This is a genomic window from uncultured Roseovarius sp. (assembly GCF_913054395.1).
GTDB lineage: Bacteria > Pseudomonadota > Alphaproteobacteria > Rhodobacterales > Rhodobacteraceae > Roseovarius.
Genome location: NZ_CAJXIP010000193.1, coordinates 1 through 5177, shown reverse-complemented (window position 1 = coordinate 5177; position 5177 = coordinate 1). Strand labels below are relative to the sequence as shown.

The 5177-nt window shown below is 57.2% G+C and carries 4 protein-coding genes; 1 reads left to right on the top strand and 3 read right to left on the bottom strand.

Translation table 11 applies throughout. From position 1 onward, the window contains the following. On the bottom strand, positions 1-716 hold a 716-nt coding region (locus QZ522_RS17610; RefSeq protein ID WP_365353902.1), incomplete at its 3' end, for a PqqD family peptide modification chaperone. Then, positions 713-2581: an HlyD family efflux transporter periplasmic adaptor subunit gene (locus tag QZ522_RS17605; protein ID WP_294614674.1), complete on the bottom strand. Its 1869-nt coding sequence runs from the start codon at positions 2579-2581 to the stop codon at positions 713-715. The genes QZ522_RS17605 and QZ522_RS17610, both read right to left, overlap by 4 nt. Positions 2582-3360: 779 nt before the next feature. Between QZ522_RS17605 and QZ522_RS17600 the strand changes: the two genes are divergently transcribed. Further along, complete coding sequence (locus tag QZ522_RS17600) at positions 3361-4341, top strand: nitronate monooxygenase (protein WP_294614672.1); 981 nt, start codon at positions 3361-3363, stop codon at positions 4339-4341. A 259-nt stretch (positions 4342-4600) separates the two neighbouring features. Here QZ522_RS17600 and QZ522_RS17595 read toward each other — a convergent pair whose 3' ends face one another. After that, positions 4601-4966 carry a cupin gene (locus QZ522_RS17595; protein WP_294614670.1) on the bottom strand — a complete coding sequence of 122 codons (366 nt, stop codon included), beginning with the start codon at positions 4964-4966 and terminating at the stop codon, positions 4601-4603. Positions 4967-5177: the final 211 nt, after the last annotated feature.

The window sequence follows — 5177 nt, the reverse complement described above, 5'->3', positions numbered from 1 at the left end:
GGCATGAAGACGAGGAACATGATACCGATTTCATGCACGTCGCCCCCCCATCGCTTAATGGTGTAGGAATGCCCAAGTTCATGAAAGGCCTTGATAAGCGGATAGGCGATCAAAAGCAGAACCAGGTTTTCTGCCGAAAGAACACGGTCGCCCACGTTTTCCGTAAGCGCCTCGATATTCAACGCGGCCAGGACAATCGCATAGGCAGTGACCCCGAAGAAGAGAAGCCAGCCGAACCACGAAAAAAGCGGGCGCACGAGTGGCATCGTGGCGTCAAGGAAGCCGTCGGGATCAAAGACCGGGACACGGAGCGCCAGCGGGTTGATCAGGCTCTTGATGATCTTGCTGCGCTTTGTCCGGCGGCCGCGATCGGAAAGTTCGACAATATCGGGTGGCACGTCGCCGGTCAGAACATCTGCCGAGTACAGCTGTCCCACGAGACGAACCAGTTCGTCCTGTGTCACCGAGTCGATGTCCATTTTTTCGACGGCGTGTTCCCAGATTTCCTCAAGCGTCCGCGTGCCGTCCATCATGGCGATCAGCCGATAGGCAGCAGGCCGAAAGCGATGGAAGCGCCCAGATGCCCTGTCCTGCAAAACATGCCAGACATCGCCACGGTAAAGGTGCCGGTGAATGCGGGCATGCCGACGCAGACGCGGGCGGAAGTCTGACACGCGATACCACGAAGCGCTTGTCCAGTTTCTCTGAGCACTCATGGCTGCCATGACCACAGTTTGAGGCGCATCCAGTCACCGAGATCATGCAACAGGACCCAGCCCAGCCGACGTTCATCAATCGTCGTGCGCGATATTCCTTCCATGCCCGGACGCAGCTTCGCTATTTCTCCGAGCAATTGGGCCTCGACCCGGAAGTAGTTGCGCCCTTCACCCTGCCGCGCCAGGGGCGTAATCACCTTCACCTTATAATCCAATGACTCTTCTGGGAAAGCCGCAAGACGCAAACTGCCGATCTGGCCTTCTTCGATCGCACGAATATCGGCCTCGCTGATCTCAAGCACGACGCGAAACCCGTCAAGCGGGGCGATCCGGAACAAGGTCTGCCCGCGCTCGATCGACGCTCCGACGGATTGAGACAAATCACCCTCGACCACATACCCCGAAAACGGCGCCGTAATACGTGTTCTGGCAAGCTGCTCGTCGATGAGCAGAATTTGTGCCTCGGCTTGTTCCAGCTGGGCGCGTATGATGTTGGCTTCCGCCAGATCCCGTGTCGCGATGGCGCGGTCAAGCTCGCGTCGGCGCTGACTGAGTGCCGTACCAAGCCGCAGTCGTTCAAGCGACAAATCCTTTTCGTCGAGAATGGCCAAAACCTGACTGGCTTCGACGAGATCGCCAGCCCGTGCACGCTGGGTCGCGAGATAACCGTTGAACGGGGCAACCACACTACGCTGAATTGTTCCTTCAAGGCGGGCCGGTGCACTGATCGAATAGTCAATTGTGCCGTACCAGAGTGTTGCCGCCGCGGCTCCGACCAGAAGCGTGGCCAGTTTCGCGCCGAAATGTGACGGGCCCAAAAGGGCCTTTGCATATCGCAATGCAGTGGACGCAATCTTGTGTGGCAGCCACCTGTCGGCAAGGCGCCTGTCTTCGATGATGGGACCGGCGATACTTGCGACCCCATCGGCGACTTCGATGTCGCGTGCCGTGAACGGAAGGTCTTCGCGGCGCTCAAACGTCAACGCGCCGACGATATCGTCCCCCGAGACCAGCGGGATTGTCAGAACCGAGCCGACATCGTGAGATTTAGCCAGATCCGCATGAGCGATAGCAACGCGGAATTCCCAATCTTCGGGCTCGGGCCAAAGGATGACCGCTTCCTGGTCCGTCGCCTCGACCATGGCGTGGGCAACCTCGCGGATCATGCTTGCGCGCCGCCCGAAACTGGCGGCGCTCGATACCGCCTGCACCCTCATACGGCGCCCCTTGCGCAATCCCAGGCTGACGGTTTCACAGTCCATTCGACGTGCGAGTTCCGTCACCAGCGCCGCCGCCGCTTCGTCCAACCGATGACGTTCAAGCAATGTCGCGAGCATATCAAAGGCAACGGTAACGCGCTCACGCAGGTCGCCATCTTTTGCCTCCTGCTCGCGTCGAAGCAGCAACTCGATCCAGCCCGCGCCCCATTGTATGCGTCGAAACAGCACAGAGGTTGCTATCCCCGGCTTTGGAATATGAATGGCGACAGCACCGAACAAACCATCGAGTACCATGATCGGAAAGGCGAGAACGCGGCGCTCGGTGCCCTCGCCAAACACGACGCTTTGCCGGGTGCGCACGGCTTCACCCGCGGCGCGGCTCAGATCCTCGCTGATCGCGCCCCCCACCGGCCATTGCGCCACCGGCTCGAACGGTCCGACATCCAATGCCTCGGTCGCGACAAGTAACCCCGTCGCCATGCCGTCAACGTTCCGAGTCAGAATGCCAAGCCAGGCTTCAAGATAATCGCCAACCGATTCCGCATTCTGAAACCGCGCCCAGATCGTTTGGTCCAGCACAGCATATGAGACCGACGCACCGTTATCGGCTTCAGTAGCTGTGCCTGAAGGGCGCGTATCGCTCACGACCAGATCCCCCGCATTGACTTTGGCGGCCTGCCCCAACCGGTGGCGCAGTATTCAGCGGCACAATCCGTTTGGATATACGGGCAAACCTGCGCCAAATTTGTCGCTGGATGTACCGTTAGAATTTGACCCGGAATGACCATAGGGTCACACATGCGCCGGACTATTTCCACACGTCATTCAAATCTCTCCCCTACTCTGCCGGGCCGCGTTTTCCGCTTTAATCCTGCGAAATTGGCCCAACCAAAATATGCGCATCTGTTTACCTGGAAACCGGCAAAAATGCTTTTCTCTGAATTGAGATCGGCGAATTACGAATCGTAACAATATTCAAGATGCAAGGCCAAGTGTTACAGGACTAAGCGATTTTGCCAACCTTTACGGCAACTGCCCGCTTTCTAATGCCAAACTGAAGAGGTGCTTGTTGACCTTTCAGGGAACGTATGGACCATGACTCGCATGAATTCTTGGTTGATCGGCCCTGGCCAAACCGCTGGCGTTATAGAGAAACCCGCTTAATAGCATCGCCCAAGCCTGCATCATCGCCACAACGTGGCAGATAACCGTCACTCAACAATCTTCCCGAATGCTGCATTTACTACTCGCATTGCCGCCATTCGTGCGCTGCGCAGCATTACCCCCACGTGAAAGGCAACAACGCGGGACGAAGCTGACTTCCTGTAGGTGCGTACCAATGTCTGCCTTTCGTCCAAGTCTGCTGGCTATAATTAGATCGCGCCATTAACATTCAGCCAAATCTGCCATGACGAGGTGTCATTGTGACCAACGCATTCTGCAAACGTTTCGGAACAAGCAACCCAGTCGTGCTGGCCCCTGTTGGCGGAGTTTCGTCGCCTGAGCTTGTCGCCGCCGTTAGCAATGCCGGAGGGCTTGGAATTGCTCCGGTCTGGTATCTCGATCCCGACGGGCTGAAAGCTGAAGTGCGGCGGATCAGATCGCTGACGGCCAAACCATTTGGCGTCAACCTCAACATGGATTTTCGAAGTGAAGCTCAGCTTGAAGCTTGCTTCGAGGAAGGCGTCGAGATCATTTCGCTGTTCTGGGGTGATACAGGCGATTTCGTCCCACGCGCCAAAGCAGCGGGCTGCAAAGTCATCATAACAGCGAGCACGGCAGAAAAAGCACGTGCGGCGGTCGCTCTAGGGGCCGATGCAATCTGTGCTCAGGGCTACGAAGCTGGCGGTCATGTTGAGGGAAAGGTCTCGACGATGGCCTTGGTACCTGCCGTCGTCGATGCAGTCGGTGACGTTCCAGTGATTGCGGCAGGAGGGATCGCCGATGGGCGCGGGCTTGCAGCGGCACTGGCGCTTGGAGCTTCAGCCGCATGGATTGGAACGCGCTTTCTGGCGGCTGAGGAAGCCCCTGTTCACCCTACCTATCGCGCGCAACTGTTGGCGGCCTCGGAGGACGATACGGATCGCTACGATGACCTTTATGATCTGAGTTGGCCAAATGCACCGCATCGGGCGTTGAAGAATACGACCTCAAAAATGTGGGAAGCTGCCGGAAAACCGGCTTTGGGCCAACGCCCCGGTGAAGGCGACGTGTTGGCGCATCGTCAAGATGGGAGCGGAATTGTCCGCTATACAAGCGCGTCGCCCAATGCCGTCTTTGCGGGCGATATTGAGGGACTATCGATGTGGTCCGGTCAGGGCGTTGGTCTTGTAACAAAAGTCCAGCCGGCAGCCGAGATCGTCGCGGAGATAATCGATCAGGCGCGAAAAATCGTGACATTCTGAGGCGTTTGCCATTTCAGCTCGCCTGAGTACGTTGTCAAATGGTAGCCGCTTCCAGCTAAGCGAACCGAAGCGGACATTTGTTGATGACGCAGCATTAGTAGGTATAAATGGGCTCTCACCCGACCTTCTCCGCACGTGCGCATTCGCTGCATGAGCCCAATATGCGAAGTGGCGAAGGTCAGGACCGTGGGACTAAAGCGGACCTGTGCAAGGGCAATGTTGAACGTCAGCTTTGCCGTGCAGGCCAGTGCGGGCTCTGTTACTCGTACTGTACGATCACGGATAGAAAGTCTTCGTCGCTTGTTACAACGGTATGGTGACCCTTGCCGTGCTTGTCTTCCATATGCCAGACGTCGCCCGGCCCAATATCCCTGAAGTCTCCATCGCTCGCAGTCACACGTACCGAGCCAGAAAGACAAATGAGCTTTTGAGCGACAGGCGTAGGATGAATTGGTTCATCCCAGCCCTTCTTGAGCCTCAAGAACATGGTTTGCGTGACGGCTTCTGGCTTTGAAATCTCGATTGCTTTCGCAGGCGGCGCGAACGTTTGCTCCTCAAGTTCAACTTCGATGTCTGACCAATGGCTTTCGCCTTTAGGATCCGAGTACAATTTTTTGAATTTCACTTTGGTGCCCCTTCCACATGACCAGCCTACAACCGATAGCGGACTTTGGGCCGCAATGCAGAAAAACGCAAATCGGTCTCGAAGCCGACATGCGGCGCTGCGGCACGCGAATCTTGACCTTGCAGGGCTGGGCGCGACGAACCAGATGACGGCTCCCAGCCCAGAGCGGACCCATGTCCTGTGCCCCCCGCCGAGGGAGCACATGCAGATC